We start from the raw sequence: 14,881 nt of genomic DNA on the forward strand, positions 1-14,881 counted from the left end.
GTCTTGAGATAGTTCATCCGACCGGTCTCTTCAGAGACCACTTTTTTGCGTTTTCTCACCGATATTCACAACAAATAAGATCCGTCTCTCGAAAACTCAAATAAGAACGGAAAAAATATAGGGAGGTTGAGATGGATTGCAAACCAATCGGTCGTATAGGTCCCGACAACGTGATGAATTTTGTCTCGGGACTCGGTTTTTCATTGGTGGGGGTTGGGGCCCTTAATCAATTTCGGGCGGAGAGGATAGTTACAAAGGCGGTTCTCATCCCAGTCGTTGCTGCCGCTATCTTGGATATCTTTCAAGTAGGACTTTCCCGGTGGCGCAGCGAGGCCCATTATTGTGAACCTCATCCGGATCAGTTAAGGGATCTGAATCTCTATTCGAATCTGGCCGGATTAGCTCTTGGGGGCTTATTTTCAAGCAAGAGATCACCTACATTAACGCCCCAGGCGTTTTGGTCGTTGTTGGGGATAGGTTTCCTCATAGGCGGCATTGGTCTTAGTTACCACGTGTTAATGGGGTACATAGCTGAAGGGAGGATTCATAATGGGAGCTAGCACATCATCATCAGCAATCGGTCATGCCACGGCGGAGGGGAGAACAACATTATTGGTTCCTGAGTTACCAGCCGAAAGAGAGTTGAGAATAACAAATCCAATAGTAATGGGGAACTCAGCCGCTTTTGTTGCCGGTCTTGGCCTCAGTTTTTTGGCACTCGGGGCCCTCCGAAAGTCTATGCCACCGAGATTATTGCCATGGGGAGGAATTGCTCTCTTAGGTATTACGAGTCTCCTGTCAGACCAAAGTCTTACTCGGCCCAACGGTGGTCTCAGTTTTTTGGCCGGTATCGGTACCGGAATGGCTATGGTCGGCTCGGCCAAGATGTACTTCTCCCATGGTCGTTACTGGTTGATTAGCCTTGGGGAAATAGTCACTTCTGTGGGGCTCTTGATGCTGTATTTCGCAAAGTTTTTAGATGCCTATTATAAAGATAGCCCAACCAAGAGTTAGTCGCATAAGATATATTATGTCAAATTATGCTAACCAAAAAGGAGTCTGCTATGTCAGAAGCAACACGATTAGTACTGGGAGCCGGTCTGGGGGGTGCCGCTATCCGTCGAGATGTGGAAGACGGTGATTTTCAGTCGGCAGGCACCTTTGCCATAAGGATTGATGAGGCACTGTTGATCGAGCTCGGCAGGAATGGTTCAGAACGGTACGGGTGTAAAGAAAATGTGAAGGCCTGTCGGGAGACCCACAACAACGCCTATTTTAGGTTAGAGGCCACAGAATCTTTTATGGTGGGTAGTAAAAATGAAGGCGAGGGAGAAAAGATTTCTGGCACAAGGATACTGACACAGGCGGGGGCCGGATTTGAGATCCATCGAGTTTGGCCATCATACTTCCGAATTGTCTTTCAGACAACCGGTGGGGTTGCCCTTGCCCCTGTTGGTGAGTTTAATAATTCAAAATGGGGGGGCTATGCAAGCACCGCCTTCTACATGGGGGGCCCGTCGGTCCTGTTTGGACTAACGCTAACCCCCTACTTTTTCACCGATGAGGTTGATATCTCGGCGACTGTAGGACCTCGTATTGACTTTTAAAATGAGGGAGTAGCTCAGTGCCGTTCGCGCAATCTTGTTTTTGAGACAGTAACGGCCTACCCGGTTGGTGAATCGGCTAATCGCGAAGAGTGCCAGGTTGAGGTAAATTGCCGATGGTATTCCTGAAGTGAACAGACCGTCATCCCCTCTCTTCGAAGCGATTCAATACCGTCGACTGCGGCACGGCCTGCGGCAACGGTCGTAAAATAAGGAATCCCCTTGATCAGCGCGGTCCGTCGGATTGAGAACGAGTCGAGCGTCGACTGTCGTCCCTGCACGGTGTTAATCACAAGCGCGATATGCCCTTTAGCCAGTTCATCAACGATGTGAGGCTCTCCTTCAATAACCTTGTTAATTTCCTGAACCTCAATCCCCTCGCGCCTTAAATAAGCGGCGGTCCCTCGTGTTGCAACCAGTTGAAAGCCTAATCCCGAAAGCTTCTTGGCAGGTTCTATCAGTTGAGGCTTGTCTGAGTCCTTGATGCTGATAAAGACCTTGCCGATCATCGGGAGCTGATTGCCGGCCGCCATCTGTGATTTGGCAAAGGCGGTGCCAAAATCCTTTCCGATCCCCATCACCTCCCCCGTCGATTTCATTTCGGGGCCAAGCAAGGTATCGACCCCGGGAAATTTTGTGAACGGGAAGACCGATTCCTTGACCGAACGATAGGGGAGCTCCTTCAGGTCGGAAAGGTGGAAATCCTTCAGCTTTCGGCCCGTCATGATCTTCGCGGCAAGCTTCGCGATCGGAATACCGGTCGCCTTGGAAACAAATGGCACCGTTCGCGAGGCGCGCGGATTGACTTCAAGAAGATAAAGGATCTCATTTTGAACGGCGTACTGAATATTCATGAGACCGATGACTTTCAACTCCCGGGCCAACGCAACCGTCCACTGTTGAATCTCATTCAATATTTTTCTGCTCAAGGAATGCGGTGGCAGACACATGGCACTGTCTCCGGAGTGCACGCCGGCCTCCTCAATATGTTCCATGATTCCGACAAGTACGACATCCTTTCCGTCACTCAACGCATCGACATCGACTTCCAGTGCCGTATCCAAAAAGCGGTCGATCAGGATCGGGTGATCCGGCGAAATAGCAGCCGCCTTCTTGGCGAATCGTTCCAACCTCTCTTCATCATGAACAATCTCCATGCCGCGCCCCCCCAAGACATAGGAAGGACGGACAAGAACCGGGAAACCGATCTTTCTTGCAACTTGAACCGCTTCTTCGACCGTACGAGCCGTTCCATTCTCCGGTTGACGAAGTTTGAGTTTATTCACGACGGCGGCAAACAGCTTGCGGTCTTCCGCAAGATCAATCGATTCGGGAGAAGTTCCGAGGATCGGCACCCCTTCCCTCTTCAGAGGCACTGCCAACTTGAGAGGGGTCTGTCCGCCAAACTGGACAATAACCCCTGTCGGCTTTTCCCGATCGACAATATGAAGGAGATCTTCGAGCGTCAGCGGCTCAAAGTAGAGTCGGTCCGACGTGTCGTAGTCGGTTGAGACGGTTTCGGGGTTGCAATTGACCATGATCGTCTCAAATCCGTCCTCCTGGAGTGCGAGGCTCGCGTGGACACAGCAGTAATCGAATTCAATCCCCTGCCCTATCCGGTTAGGTCCCCCTCCAAGAATTATCACCTTTTTTTTCTTGGTTGGTTCAGCCTCTGTCTCCTCTTCGTAGGTGGAGTAGAGATAAGGGGTTTTTGCAACGAATTCGGCACCACAGGTATCGACCATTTTGTAAACCGGCTGTATCTTCTTGCGGTGGCGTTGTTTTCGAACCTTTGCTTCGGTTGTATTCCAGAGAGCGGCAAGTCGGCGATCTGAGAAACCGGCCCGCTTGGCGTCGCGCAGAAGATCGGTATTTGTCAGGTCTGCCCTGCGAATCCTCTCCTCTTGTTGAATAATCTGCCCGACGTGGTAAAGAAACCAGGGATCGATTGAAGTAAGCCTGTGAATTTCTTTTAAAGAAATTTTTTGGCGGAATGCCTCTGCGAGTAACCAGAGGCGATCAGGCGTAGGAAGCCGCAGTTGTTTCCGCAACTCTTTGACAGGAAGCCCCTGCCTCGGTTCCAATCCGTAGCTTCCAATCTCCAGCGAGCGGATCGCCTTTTGTAATGACTCCTGAAAGGTTCGTCCGATCGCCATCACCTCTCCGACGGATTTCATCTGGGTTGTCAGAATAGCAGCCGTCTCAGGAAATTTTTCGAATGTAAAACGTGGAATTTTAGTGACAACATAATCAATGGTCGGTTCAAAACAGGCCGGGGTTGATCGTGTGATGTCGTTTAATATTTCGTCGAGCGTATAACCAATCGCCAATTTAGTTGCAATTTTAGCGATTGGAAACCCTGTTGCCTTTGAGGCGAGTGCCGAGCTTCGGGAAACTCGTGGATTCATCTCAATGACGATCAGTCGACCGGTCTTCGGATGGACAGCAAACTGGATATTGGATCCACCCGTATCAACGCCGATCTCGCGTATAATCCGAATCGCCGCATCCCGCATACTCTGATACTCTTTGTCCGTGAGCGTCTGGGCCGGTGCGACGGTGATCGAATCGCCGGTATGGATTCCCATCGGATCAAAATTTTCTATGGAGCAGATGACTACAACGTTATCTTTTGTGTCTCGCATCACTTCGAGCTCAAACTCTTTCCAGCCGAGCGCCGATTCCTCGATGAGGATTTGCCTGACAGGACTTGAATCGAGCCCCCACGCGGCAAATTCGGCGAACTCTTTTTCGCTTCTCGCAATATTTCCCCCACTACCTCCCAGAGTGAATGCGGGTCGAATAATCGCCGGATAGCCGGTCTCTTGGACAACCGCGGAGGCCTCTTGCATTGAATGGGCGAGTCCACTCCGAGGGACCTCAAGGCCGATTTTCTCCATCGCCTCTTTAAAAAGCCGCCTGTCCTCCGCCTTTTTAATGGCAGGGAGTTTGGCACCGATCAGCTCAACACCCTCCTTTTCGAGGATCCCCGCTTCCGCAAGGGCGACCGCCGTGTTGAGCGCAGTCTGTCCTCCGAGTGTTGGCAGGAGGGCATCGGGTTTTTCCCTTCGAATGATCGTAGCGACGATCTCCGGCGTGATCGGTTCGATATAGGTCTGATCGGCAAATTCCGGATCGGTCATGATCGTTGCCGGATTGGAGTTGATCAAGACGACTTCCAGCCCTTCCGCCTTGAGTGTCTTGCAGGCCTGTGTTCCCGAGTAATCAAACTCGCAGGCCTGACCAATGACGATCGGTCCGGAGCCGATCAGCATGACTTTCTTCAAATCGGTACGTTTGGGCATTACATCGCCTCCGGTTTGTACCCGGCTCCTTCTATTCTTGCGAGAATCGACCCGATATGCCTCTTCCCCTTTGTCTCCAGTGTAACCTTGACCTGCGTGCAGTTGATCGGGCCGGAGTAGAAGGCGCGGTCATGCTCAACTTCAAGGACATTCGCCCCCTCTTCCTTGATAATATTCAGAAGGGCCGCCAACTGTCCCGGTACATCGGGGATAAGAACGACAATACGTGCGATCCTTCCTGTTTGAGCCAGTCCGCGATTTAAAATCCGAGCTATCTGGGTAAAATCGATGTTGCCGCCGCTTAAAAGCAGGACCGTATTCTTTCCCTTCTCCCCCGCCACCCCTTTCTGAACGGCAGCCAGCGTAGTTGCCGCAGCCCCCTCCACAACCGCCTTGGAACGATCCATGAGGGAAAGCACGGCTTGGGCGATTTCATCGTCATCGACTTGAACCATCCGGTCGACATATTTTTGGATGTATTCCAGGCAGAGTTTCCCCGGCTGATTCACCCGTATCCCGTCCGCAAAAGTGGTTGAGTGGTCAAGATGAACCAGACTTTTTTTCTGAAACGACAAAACGGCCGCATTCGCTCCGCTCGCCTGAACACCGGTAATTTTTATCTTCGGATTCGATTCCTTGAGTACCATTGAAACACCCGAGATGAGCCCTCCGCCACCCACCGGGACAACTACTTCGTCGACGGAAGGGAGCTGTCTTAAGATCTCCAGGCCGACAACGCCCTGGCCCGCAATGATCGTCTCGTCATCAAAGGCCGGGATGAAGGTAAGCCCACGTTCCTTCGAGAGGGAGAGTGCGCAGTCAAGACTCTCTTCGAAAGACTCTCCCCTCTCAAGCACCTCGGCTCCATAAGAACGGGTGTTTTCGAGCTTAACGAGGGGGGCTCCATTCGGCATGACAATCAGTGCCGGAATTCCAACCAACTTGGCTGCCAAGGCAACTCCTTGAGCATGGTTTCCCATCGAGGCGGCAACGACCCCCCTTTTTCTCTCCTCTCCGGAGAGTGATAGAATTTTGTTCAGGGCTCCCCTGATTTTGAAGGATCCGGTCCTCTGCAGGGTCTCCAGTTTTGAATAAAGGACGACCCCGCGACAGTCGAGTTCTGACGATCGTTCGAGCGGCGTGACAAAGTGGTAATCCTTAAGTCTCTCCTCCACCGCCTGAATCTCTTTTCGTTGCAACATCAGATTCGATTCTCCTTCATGAGGTTGATAAATCTTTCAAAGAGATAATGGGCATCATGCGGCCCCGGTGACGCCTCAGGATGGTATTGGACGGAAAAAACCGGCAGGTCGGTCAGTCGCATCCCTTCCACTGTCTTGTCGTTTAAATTGATATGGGTCAGTTCGGCCTTACCCTTCAGTGAATCGGTGTCGACTGCAAAACCGTGGTTTTGTGCGGTAATCTCCACCTTTCTTGTCGTGAGGTCCATAACAGGCTGATTCCCACCGTGATGACCGAACTTGAGCTTGTAGGTCTTCCCCCCAAGGGCGAGTCCCAATAGCTGGTGCCCCAGGCAGATTCCAAAGAGGGGAACTTTCCCCAGGAGTGATCGGATTGTTTTAACGGCGTAGGTGACCGGCTCCGGATCGCCCGGTCCGTTGGAGAGAAAGACCCCGTCCGGTCTCTTTTTGAGGACCTCTTCTGCTGGCGTGGAGGCAGGGACAACGGTGACATGGCATCCGGCATCAACGAGATTTCTGAGGATGTTCTGCTTGATGCCGAAGTCGTAGGCGATGACATGTATCCCCCCCTCACCCCCCCTTAAACGGGGGGAGAGACTCCACACCCCCTTTGTCCACCGATACGGCCTCTTACAGGTCACCTCTTTCACGAGGTCCCGACCAACCATTTTGGGAGCCAACCGGACCTCTCTCAAAAGTTTTTTTGTATTGAGTTCTTTTGTGGAAATAATCCCCATTTTGGAACCGTAGTCCCGCAGATGTCTCGTCAGTTTTCTCGTATCGATCCCTTCAATCGCAAGAATCTTATTCTTCTTGAGATAAGATCCCAACTCCTCTCTTGCCCGGAAGTTTGACGGGACCGGGTTATAGTGCCGAACGACAAACCCTTCAACAAAGGGATGTGAGGACTCGACATCCTCCGTATTGACCCCGTAATTACCGATCTCCGGATAGGTCATGACGACGATCTGGCCCTTATAGGATGGGTCCGTCAGAATCTCCTGGTAGCCGGTCATGCTCGTGTTGAAAACGATCTCGCCAATCGCCTCACCTGCATGACCGAAGGAACGTCCCTCAAAAACGAGACCATCTTCCAATACAAGCAGGCTCCTAAACTTTCCCATTTGAGGCATAAACGACCTCTCCTCCCACAATCGTATATCTCACCTTTCCCTTTAGCTTCCAGCCGTTAAAGGGACAGTTTCTTGCCTTTGACTTAAATCTGGAACTATCAATAACAACATCCACCTCCGGGTCAAAAAGCGTGATATCCGCATCTGCGGAGCCGGGGGTGAGATTCCCCTTGTTCTTCTCCTGCAGGATTCGGGCTGGTCCACGACTCAACTTCTCAAGCAAGAGGGGAAGTGCCTTCTTCTTCCCCATCTCTTTTAGAAGGAGGGAGAGACAGACCGGCAGGCAGGTTTCAAGACCGACGATTCCATTCGCTGCCCTGACAAACTCAACCTCCTTCTCGAAAGGGGCGTGGGGGGCATGATCTGTGGCAATCGCATCGATTGTGCCGTTCAGTAATCCCCTGACAAGCGCCTTTTGATCTGCTTCAGAGCGGAGTGGCGGGCGGACCTTCATAAAGCGATGATAATCCCTGACAGACTCATCGGTCAGGGTGAGATGATGGGGCGTTACCTCGCAGGTCACACGAACACCGCGCTTTTTGGCGGCCGTAACGAGTTCCAGACCGACAGCCGTTGTCAGATGAGCAATATGAAGTTTGGCCCCCGTGAGTTCTGCGAGCGCAATATCTCGGGCTACCATTAATTCTTCAGCGGCATTGGGTGAACCCGGGAGCCCCAACTCCGTTGCGACAACCCCTTCATTAATGGAGGCCTCTCCCGAAAGCGACTCATCTTCACAGTGGGTAACGACCAGCAGGTTAAATCCAGCGGCGTATTGCAGCGCCTTCCTCATCAGGGCACTGTTCATCACTGTCTTTCCATCATCTGAAATTCCGACAATACCGGCCTCCGCCATCTGACCGATTTCAGAGAGCACCTTCCCTTCGAGCCCTTTCGAAATTGCCCCAAGCGGAAAGAGATTCACCCTTCCCTCTTCGCGTGCCTTGTTACGAATATACTCCGTGATAACCGCATTATCATTGACTGGCTGTGTATTGGCCATGCAGACGACGGAACTGAACCCTCCGGCGGCGGCCGCTTCGGTCCCGGTTCGGATCGTCTCCTTATATTCATAGCCTGGTTCCCGAAGATGGGTGTGAAGATCAATAAATCCGGGTGATACAATCAAACCACTTGCATCAATCGTTCGGTCAGCCTTCGTTTTAATGTTTTGGCTTATCGTCTTGACCTTGCCGTCCCGGATCAGAAGGTCAAAACGTCCCTCTCTCTTATTGGCAGGATCTATTAAATAACCATTTTTAATGAGGAGATTCATAGGCGACTTTTTCCTCCCCACAGGGAGAGGACAGCCATCCGCACGGCGGTGGCATTTTCGACCTGTTTCAGAATGATTGTCTGCGGCCCTTGTTTGTCACGATTGTCGGCAATCTCCGGATCAATCTCAATCCCGCGATTGATAGGACCTGGGTGCATGATCAACGCCTCCCTCTTGAGAAGGGGGAGACGATCGGAGGTGAGCCCATAAAAACGGCTGTATTCGGCAAGGCTTGGAAAGTTTAACGATTCCTGTCTCTCCTTCTGGATTCGGAGCAGCATAATAACATCGGCTTCTCTGAGATGTTTGTTCAGATCAGTAGAGACATGAGAGGCCCCGAGCTTTTCAAGACCGGGAGGCAGAAGGGTTGCCGGTCCAACCGCGGTTACCTTGGCCCCCAATTTTGAGAACCCATAGATATTGGAGCGTGCAACGCGGCTGTAGGCGATATCCCCCACAATCAAGAGTCGAATCCCAGAAATCTTGCCAAGGATCTCCCGAACGGTAAACAGATCCACAAGGGCTTGTGTCGGATGTTCATGCGAGCCGTCTCCCGCATTAACGACTCCTGCCGTTGTGTAATGGGCGATCAAACCGGGGACACCGCTTGCCGCGTGTCTGACAACAAGAAGATCCGGCCTCATCGCCTCGAGATTCTCCACCATATCCTTGAGGCTCTCCCCCTTGCTTAAGCTGGAGGTCTGGGGGGACATATTCAAAACCTGGGCCGACAGTTTTCTAGCCGCCAACTCGAAGGAGGTTCGTGTGCGGGTTGACGGTTCAAAGAAGAGATTCATGACTGTCTTGCCGGCGAGGTCCGTCGCCTTAAAATTTTCATTATGAAGTCTTCTCTTATAATCGACGGCCTGATCGAGAATGGACGTGATCTGGGGCGCCTTAAGATCCCTTAAACCAAGCAAATCCTTAGGCCTGTTCGCTGAGGCCCTCTGGGCAGAGGAGGTTAAAAAAAAACCCTCTGCCTTGTTAGGCGGAGGGCTCTTAACCAATCGAACCACTGGTCTCTGCTTCATTAAAGGCGGGTGTGTAATCTAATGACAGACCTCTGTCAAGACCGCTCCATCCCAGAAGAGAAAGAGAAACGTGGAAATGGGCCAAACAAAAAACTCGTCGGAAAGTGGCAATGGTTCTCCGAGAGTGACATCCCGTAACTTTCAAGCAAATCCCTGTAAATTCTGTCTAGATTTTGATCTTTCTCGCTTAATGGCTCACCTTTGTCGAGTAGAAAGTTGGCATAATCGGTCCTCGTCTCTTCATATCCGTCGATAAGCCTCTGACAAGTCTCTCTATTGCTCTCCTCTTCCCTTTCCTCTTCCCTTTTGGCCGGTATCTCACTGACTTCAGCGACTCCTAGACCAGCACCTATGGCGGGTATGATACAACCAGTCGCAAGAAGCGGGAGACTCTTCAATGCATATCTGCCAAGGGCTCCAAGAGGACTCATGGGAAGGCTTATGCCCTCTATTCGTTTTAAAAGTCCAGTGAATTTATTCGGTGGAGAAGAAGTTGAGTGGAGCTTACCCAAAATTTCCGACTGATTTGATCTAAGCTTTTGATTTTCCGATTCGGTCTTGGCCCCTTGACTGGAGCGATTAAAACTTCAGTTAGTTGTTATCAATGGTGCTATCAATGGTGCCAGGCACGTCTGGAACCTATTGAAAAATAATGAAAGCCATTAAAAATCTCCTGTAGATAACCCCAAGTTTTTTCCGAACCTTTCGCTCCCAATAAATCTCGCGTCACTGAACTCAGATTTCCTATAAGAATCAGCAGGTAAGGTCGTATTCACGTAATCCCTATAGGCCTTTCTGCGAAATTCCGGGTTGGAACTCAAACCAAGATAAGTGGGATGAACCTCCAGTAAGTCATTCGGTTCGCCAAGGGCATAGAATTGATAACCGCTCCATTTCCAATCCCCCGGTTTTTCAACAATCCCAGCGCGGACGGGATTTCGATTCATATATCGCATCAGATCCAAGGCGTAATCATCCGATTCTATGGGGATGCTTTTATAACGATCCAACCAAAAGTGCCCCTTTCTCTTTTTCCGTCTATTATAATCCCGAGCGTAGGCCCAGTTGATCAATAGCATCGTTTTTTGAAGTGGCACCACTTCAGATGGTTGCAAGAGCAGATGGACATGGGAGTTCATCAGCTCATAATTGAACAGCCGAAACCGATGTTTCTTTTTGAAAAAGCGAAGAACGGATAAATAGTGAGAAAAATCTTCATCGGATTCGAAATAAAACTCCCGATTATTGCAGCGAACAATGACATGATAATGAAGCTCACTGGATTGAACTCGAGGAGATCGTCCCATACCGGGGGAGGGAAAAGCAAACGCCGTGCCAAGGCTTATCGCAGAAATAATCCGTTTTCCGTGGATAATAGTTCGATTTTCAGATGGTACCAACCGATTTTCGAACTCTAATCATTTTAATTTCAAGGGGTTCCATGCGTGCCTGGCACCATCGTTTTCGTGTGGCACCATTGCTTTCTAGACATAGGCTCGATGGAACATCTCACAAATCGCAGTAATCCAGCGGGGGTGGTTGTTCAGAGAGGGAACCAGTTCAAACGATTCCGCTCCGTGAGCTAACGCTAATTTGCGATACCGAATTCCGATCTCTTCTAATGTTTCGAGACAATCGGTCACAAAAGAAGGCGCAAAAATGACAAGGCGCTTCTTACCACTATCAAGGAGTCTCACAACCTCTTGATCGGTGTAGGGCTGAATCCAGCGACCCGCCCCCATCCTTGATTGAAAGCAGATCGTATAATCTTTCTCCTCAAGACCTAATTGAAGGGCGAGTCCCGTTGCCGTCTTTAAACATTGATCCCGGTAAGGATCCCCCTTCTGGATCTGTTTTTCAGGCAGCCCATGAAAGCTGAAGAGGATATGATCAGGATGATTTTTTTCAATCACGGGCCGACCAACCTCTGCAAAGCTTTGTAGAAAGCCGTCGTCTTGAAAAAAAGGAGGGGCCATTTTGAATGAATCCCGCCATCCCTCTTTAATCCTCTTCTCGATTGAGCCCGTCGTCGCATTTGAATACTGTGGAAAAAGCGGGAAGAAGAGGATCTCACGCACCCCCCTTTTTAAAACCTCCTCGATCGCCGTTGCAATCGACGGGTTACCGTATCGCATCCCGACCGCGACACAAATATTCGAGCCTAACTGTTTTTGGACGGCCTCAGCGAGTGCATTCGTGTGACAGAGGAGTGGAGAACCGTTTTTGGTCCAGATCTGTTGATACTGGTGGGCGGATCGCCTTGGCCGAAACGGAAGGATGATCGCATGAAGGAGCAACCACCGTACAATGGCGGGGGCATCAATCACATCAGGGTCCGATAGAAATTCGTTCAAATAGCAGCGAACCGCCGATATTGTGGGGCTCTCCGGCGTGCCAAGATTGACAAGAATGAGCCCCTTCATCAGAGCCACGGTTTGAGAACCACCAGGATCACAATCAATATAAGAAGAACCGTTGGAATTTCATTAATAAGACGACAGGCGTTCTCCGAAAACCGGTATTCCCCGCGTGACATCCACCGGTGAACCTTCATCGCCAGGTGATGATAGCAGAGAAGCCCAAAAACACCGGCCAGCTTCACGTAAAACCACCCTTCTCGAAAGACCTCCTGGTTTAAGCCGGCCAATCCAAAACCGGTGACGAGCGTCAGGAGCATTGCTGGAAGCATAATGATGTAGAGGAGTTTCTTCTCCATAATCTTGAGGGTTCGCGTCATCGGTTCTTCGTGACGATGTTTGACATGATAGACAAAGATCCTAAAAATATAGAACAACCCTGCAAACCAGGCGGTCATAAAGATGATGTGAAGGCTCTTGAGCCAAAGATAGGAGATGCCCATCTAAACGGTCCTCGAAAAAACGGGGTTCTTGGCTGTTTCGCGAATCTGTTTTAAATAACGGTCAAAGACCATCGCAATATTTCGGAGGAATAGGAGCCCCTCTCCTGTGATCTGAAGCTGATCCGCCGTGATTGTGAGAAGCCGATCTTCGATGAACGGTTCAAGCCTGCCCCGCTCCTGCCTGAAATAGTCCCAGAACTGGACAGACCATTCTGTTTCAAAATCAGAGAGTTTGACACGTGCCTGGCACATGATCCTCTGGATCAGGTCCCGCCGTATCCGGTCATCTTCCGAGAGAAGGTAACCCCGAAAGGTGGCCAAATCACCCCTCGTAACCCTTCCCTCGTACTCCTTCAATTCCTTGCTGTTTTGAAAGTATTGGCCTCCCACATAGGAGATGGAGCTAATACCAAGACCGATCTGATGATCATCCTTGCGCGTTGAATAGCCCATGAAGTTCCGGTGAATCGTCCCCTCGTGCGCCGCCTGCGAAAGCTCATCATCCTGTAGGGCGAAATGATCCATTCCGATCAATCGGTATCCGTTTTTTTGAAAATGACGGAGTGCCATTTCAAAAAATCTTATTTTCATCTCGGGTGAAGGAAGATCGCTCTCCTTGAAAGACCTCTGGGCCGGCTTCTCCCAGGGAACATGCGCATAACTGTAGACGGCGAGACGTCCCGGTCTCAAACGAACGACCTCCTCCAGCGTCCTCTTCCAGCCCTGCTCACTCTGTCCCGGGAGACCGTAGACCAAATCAAAATTGAACGACGTAAAGCCTAACTGACGAAGATAATCGACCATAGCGTCCGTTTGCTCGAGCGTCTGAAACCGGTTGATCATCTTCTGGACCTTGGAATCAAAATCCTGCACCCCCAGTGAGATTCGGTTGAAATGCAACTCCTTTAACTTATCGCAAAATTCCTTTGTGCTGGTCCGTGGATGCATTTCAATGGCGATTTCAGCCTCCGGAAGCAGCTCAAAATTCTTCCGGACAGCGAGCATGAGATCCGCCAACTCCTCCGGTTGCAGAAAGTTGGGTGTCCCACCTCCAAAATGGACCTGGTTCACCTGGTTTTTTTTGCCACGCCCTTTCAGGATCTGCATGACCTGCTCAAATTCTTTCAACAAGGTGTCGACATATTCCCTGGAGCGTTGATGATCCTGCGTGATTACCTTCATGCATCCGCAGAAGTGGCAAAGGGTCTCACAAAATGGGAGATGAAAATAAAGAGAAAGCTTGTCCTGAACCGGAATCTTCTTGAGTGCCTTCTTGTATTCTTCTCGTCCTGCATTCTCACCCCAGGCTGGTACCGTGGGGTAGCTGGTATAGCGCGGCCCTGGAACATCGTATTTGGCGAGGAGATTCCGGAGGTGGTCGTCGATCGGGTGATCATTCATGACAAGTTCTCGATCCATATTTTTTTGCAAAATCAATAAATGCCTTTGCGTGCGCAACCGGAACCTCTTTGGAGATACCGTGCCCCAAATTCATAATATAACCAGGGCCGTTCCCCCAGTCATTGACCATCGCCAGAACCGCCTTCTCAATCTGCGAAACAGCCTGACAGAGAATAGCAGGATCAAGATTTCCCTGGAGTGCCACGCGATCCCCTCCCTTGCTACGATAAGAAGAAAGGGTTTCTTTCCAGTCAACACTGATCACATCAACGCCCGTGTCAATTAAGTTCGTAAACAGATGGGAGGCCTCCTTCATATAGATAATTGTTGGCACCCCCATTTTTTTTAAGGCGGTGATAATCTCCTGTTGAGAGGGGAAAACGTTCTTCTGATATTCCTCGAGAGAAAGGGAACCCGCCCAGGTATCGAAGAGCTGGATGCAATCGACACCGGCCTCGACTTGTTTTTTGAGATATTGGATCGTTGCCGTCGTGAGTTTTTTCACAAGGGGATTAAAAAAAGCCCGATGATGCACCGCTTGACGAGAGGTGGCCTCCCCTTCCCTCGTCATATAGTAAGCAACCGTGTAAGGTCCTCCCGCAAAACCGATCAGAGGGAAATCAGGTCCGATCTTCTTGCGAATCTTTTCTATCGTTTGATAGACAAAACCACACCGGTCGGCCGCCGTCTCTCCGAGTTTTTCAACGTCTCTCGCCTCCCTGACAGGATTGGCAAAGGAAGGCCCCTCTCCTTCAATAAATTGAAGTGAGATCCCCATCGCCTCAGGAAGTATGAGGATGTCACTGTAAAGGATTGCGGCATCGACGGAGAGAATCCGAACCGGTTGGAGGGTAATTTCACAAGCGGTTTCGGGATCCTTCATCATCTGAAGGGTTGGCATCCTCTCCCGGATAAGCCGATATTCTGGAAGGTAGCGACCGGCCTGCCGCATCATCCAGGCTGGTGGACGATCAACCGGTTTGCGCTGGCAGGCGCTCAAAAAACGTTCCTTGGGAGTCATGAGGAATCTCATTAACCTTGATTTTATTTGGATTTCAAGAAGATCATT

General features: G+C 50.5%; 14 protein-coding genes. 3 read left to right on the forward strand and 11 right to left on the reverse strand.

What is annotated here, in order from left to right; translation table 11 throughout:
- Positions 1–131: 131 nt before the first annotated feature.
- From HYT77_06470 to HYT77_06480, 3 genes are read left to right on the forward strand one after another with little or no spacing between them, the layout of a single operon-like run.
- Positions 132–560, forward strand: coding sequence for a hypothetical protein (locus HYT77_06470; protein MBI2067636.1), 429 nt, complete (start codon positions 132–134; stop codon positions 558–560).
- The gene (locus tag HYT77_06475; protein ID MBI2067637.1) at positions 550–1,014 is read left to right on the forward strand and encodes a hypothetical protein; all 465 of its coding nucleotides are present in this window, start codon (positions 550–552) and stop codon (positions 1,012–1,014) included. Before HYT77_06470 ends, HYT77_06475 begins: the two co-directional genes overlap by 11 nt.
- Before the next feature lie 50 nt (positions 1,015–1,064).
- Complete coding sequence (locus HYT77_06480) at positions 1,065–1,607, forward strand: hypothetical protein (protein MBI2067638.1); 543 nt, start codon at positions 1,065–1,067, stop codon at positions 1,605–1,607.
- A gap of 56 nt (positions 1,608–1,663) precedes the next feature.
- Here the strand turns inward: HYT77_06480 and carB are convergent, their stop codons facing one another.
- The 11 genes from carB to hemE all read right to left on the reverse strand — a co-directional run bounded on the left by carB (position 1,664) and on the right by hemE (position 14,833).
- Positions 1,664–4,909, reverse strand: a complete 3,246-nt coding sequence (gene carB / locus HYT77_06485) for a carbamoyl-phosphate synthase large subunit (GenBank protein MBI2067639.1) — start codon at positions 4,907–4,909, stop codon at positions 1,664–1,666.
- Entirely contained in the window at positions 4,909–6,111 is a 1,203-nt protein-coding gene (locus HYT77_06490; protein MBI2067640.1) for a threonine ammonia-lyase, read from the reverse strand. Before HYT77_06490 ends, carB begins: the two co-directional genes overlap by 1 nt.
- Positions 6,111–7,235 (reverse strand): glutamine-hydrolyzing carbamoyl-phosphate synthase small subunit, encoded by a 1,125-nt coding sequence (carA, locus tag HYT77_06495; GenBank protein ID MBI2067641.1) that lies wholly within the window; start codon positions 7,233–7,235, stop codon positions 6,111–6,113. The genes HYT77_06490 and carA overlap by 1 nt, the downstream gene beginning before the upstream one ends.
- Positions 7,222–8,520: a dihydroorotase gene (locus HYT77_06500; protein ID MBI2067642.1), complete on the reverse strand. Its 1,299-nt coding sequence runs from the start codon at positions 8,518–8,520 to the stop codon at positions 7,222–7,224. Before HYT77_06500 ends, carA begins: the two co-directional genes overlap by 14 nt.
- A complete protein-coding gene (locus HYT77_06505) occupies positions 8,517–9,551 on the reverse strand; it encodes an aspartate carbamoyltransferase catalytic subunit (protein ID MBI2067643.1) in 1,035 nt (344 codons plus the stop codon). Before HYT77_06505 ends, HYT77_06500 begins: the two co-directional genes overlap by 4 nt.
- 35 nt (positions 9,552–9,586) lie before the next feature.
- Positions 9,587–9,982: a hypothetical protein gene (locus HYT77_06510; protein MBI2067644.1), complete on the reverse strand. Its 396-nt coding sequence runs from the start codon at positions 9,980–9,982 to the stop codon at positions 9,587–9,589.
- 231 nt (positions 9,983–10,213) lie between these two features.
- The gene (locus HYT77_06515; GenBank protein ID MBI2067645.1) at positions 10,214–10,858 is read right to left on the reverse strand and encodes a transposase; all 645 of its coding nucleotides are present in this window, start codon (positions 10,856–10,858) and stop codon (positions 10,214–10,216) included.
- 177 nt (positions 10,859–11,035) lie between these two features.
- Positions 11,036–11,974, reverse strand: a complete 939-nt coding sequence (gene hemH / locus HYT77_06520; protein ID MBI2067646.1) for a ferrochelatase — start codon at positions 11,972–11,974, stop codon at positions 11,036–11,038.
- Positions 11,974–12,411: a protoporphyrinogen oxidase HemJ gene (gene hemJ, locus HYT77_06525; GenBank protein MBI2067647.1), complete on the reverse strand. Its 438-nt coding sequence runs from the start codon at positions 12,409–12,411 to the stop codon at positions 11,974–11,976. Before hemJ ends, hemH begins: the two co-directional genes overlap by 1 nt.
- Positions 12,412–13,830 (reverse strand): oxygen-independent coproporphyrinogen III oxidase, encoded by a 1,419-nt coding sequence (gene hemN / locus HYT77_06530; GenBank protein MBI2067648.1) that lies wholly within the window; start codon positions 13,828–13,830, stop codon positions 12,412–12,414. It abuts the gene before it with no gap.
- Positions 13,805–14,833 carry a uroporphyrinogen decarboxylase gene (gene hemE, locus HYT77_06535; GenBank protein ID MBI2067649.1) on the reverse strand — a complete coding sequence of 343 codons (1,029 nt, stop codon included), beginning with the start codon at positions 14,831–14,833 and terminating at the stop codon, positions 13,805–13,807. The genes hemN and hemE overlap by 26 nt, the downstream gene beginning before the upstream one ends.
- Positions 14,834–14,881: the final 48 nt, after the last annotated feature.

The sequence above is a fragment of the Deltaproteobacteria bacterium genome (assembly GCA_016180855.1).
Taxonomy (GTDB): domain Bacteria; phylum UBA10199; class UBA10199; order JACPAL01; family JACPAL01; genus JACPAL01.

Coding starts and splice junctions, on each gene's coding strand:
- HYT77_06470 (MBI2067636.1), top strand. CDS start 132: ATGGATTGCAAACCAATCGGTCGTATAGGTCCCGACAACGTGATGAAT.
- HYT77_06475 (MBI2067637.1), top strand. CDS start 550: ATGGGAGCTAGCACATCATCATCAGCAATCGGTCATGCCACGGCGGAG.
- HYT77_06480 (MBI2067638.1), top strand. CDS start 1,065: ATGTCAGAAGCAACACGATTAGTACTGGGAGCCGGTCTGGGGGGTGCC.
- carB (MBI2067639.1), bottom strand. CDS start 4,909: ATGCCCAAACGTACCGATTTGAAGAAAGTCATGCTGATCGGCTCCGGA.
- HYT77_06490 (MBI2067640.1), bottom strand. CDS start 6,111: ATGTTGCAACGAAAAGAGATTCAGGCGGTGGAGGAGAGACTTAAGGAT.
- carA (MBI2067641.1), bottom strand. CDS start 7,235: ATGGGAAAGTTTAGGAGCCTGCTTGTATTGGAAGATGGTCTCGTTTTT.
- HYT77_06500 (MBI2067642.1), bottom strand. CDS start 8,520: ATGAATCTCCTCATTAAAAATGGTTATTTAATAGATCCTGCCAATAAG.
- HYT77_06505 (MBI2067643.1), bottom strand. CDS start 9,551: ATGAAGCAGAGACCAGTGGTTCGATTGGTTAAGAGCCCTCCGCCTAAC.
- HYT77_06510 (MBI2067644.1), bottom strand. CDS start 9,982: ATGAGTCCTCTTGGAGCCCTTGGCAGATATGCATTGAAGAGTCTCCCG.
- HYT77_06515 (MBI2067645.1), bottom strand. CDS start 10,858: ATGGGACGATCTCCTCGAGTTCAATCCAGTGAGCTTCATTATCATGTC.
- hemH (MBI2067646.1), bottom strand. CDS start 11,974: ATGAAGGGGCTCATTCTTGTCAATCTTGGCACGCCGGAGAGCCCCACA.
- hemJ (MBI2067647.1), bottom strand. CDS start 12,411: ATGGGCATCTCCTATCTTTGGCTCAAGAGCCTTCACATCATCTTTATG.
- hemN (MBI2067648.1), bottom strand. CDS start 13,830: ATGGATCGAGAACTTGTCATGAATGATCACCCGATCGACGACCACCTC.
- hemE (MBI2067649.1), bottom strand. CDS start 14,833: ATGACTCCCAAGGAACGTTTTTTGAGCGCCTGCCAGCGCAAACCGGTT.